Consider the following 1,091-nt stretch of genomic DNA (forward strand, 5'->3'; position numbering starts at 1 on the left):
CCATGTCCAAAAACCCTATGGACATAACAGCTTTAGCACTAGACTTTGAGAGGGCAGTGTTCAGTTGGCGTCGAGAAGCGAGGAATGGGCTAATGGCCAAGGTCGAGGTTGGAGACGTCGTTGCGTTTAGGGAAAGCGATTCCATCGTCGGACAATCTTTAAAAGCTCGGGTTGTGGACATTCAGCCTTCGGGGAAGGCCTCGTTTCGGTACTCCCTAGAGCTTGAGGACGGATCCATCCGTAAAGCCCCACGGCCGCGAATTAAGGGACCGTGGGCTAAGGCCGCTGAGATTGATGAACTAGCGAATCATCAGGTGAGGCTTCACGCGCAACGAAGTGGGGAAGAGGAGAACAGTGCCGCAAGCTTCATGATTGAGAGTTGCCGCCTAGGAGAAGCCATAGAGTTGGGAAGCGGCGATGATTTCATAATCACTGATCCGAAAGCTCTTGAAGAATTAGTGGATTCCCCGTTGGACGTGCTTTTGGAGGGAGTGCTAACCGCCCCCTGCAAGGAAGGGCTGCAGATATCTCCCATGGGCGGAGTCCGCATTGTGCAAAGATTCGCGGAAGTCTCTCCTGATGAAGTGCTGGAGGTCGTGGCAAAAGAAGAGAAGGAGCGGAAAGTTAAGCTCCGCGAGCATCACGGAATTATTTCTGCGCGATGGGAATGGGAATTCTATTGTGAGCACTACCGGCCGATGTTTGAACTCTGGCGTGAATGGTGCGGTTTTGCTGCGGTACGGAAGTACGAACGAGAAATAGCGGCTGAAGCGGAGGGGGCAAGGCTTTTCGACTTGGCAAAGCGGCTAATCGAGCATATTGAAGATGAAGAGCCAGAGATTGCCAAAATGTACCGGCAGGAACTACTTGCGGAGCAGATAACGCCGTATACCATCCGCGAGACCCCTGACAGACCATTAGAGCCTGACGAGATTCCAGTTCGGGTTGAGTATCGCAGGCGGCGTTGGGGATGATGGCACTACTGGTTGATCTGTTAGAGCTTCTCTAATCCTCGGGATAACATTGGAAAGCTAGGGTGGTCACTAATCGAGGGGGGCAACCTCTTCCTGACCTGGTCAAGCGCATGTTTG

Annotated in this window: 1 protein-coding gene; it reads left to right on the forward strand. The window is 52.8% G+C overall.

Annotation, left to right across the window (positions count from 1 at the left end; all coding sequences use genetic code 11):
* Nucleotides 1–974 (forward strand): hypothetical protein (locus tag HMPREF3056_RS09815; RefSeq protein WP_210401793.1); only part of this gene is annotated, 974 nt, incomplete at its 5' end.
* Between the last annotated feature and the right edge of the window lie 117 nt (nucleotides 975–1,091).

The organism is Corynebacterium sp. HMSC056F09 (assembly GCF_001815785.1).
GTDB lineage: Bacteria > Actinomycetota > Actinomycetes > Mycobacteriales > Mycobacteriaceae > Corynebacterium > Corynebacterium hiratae.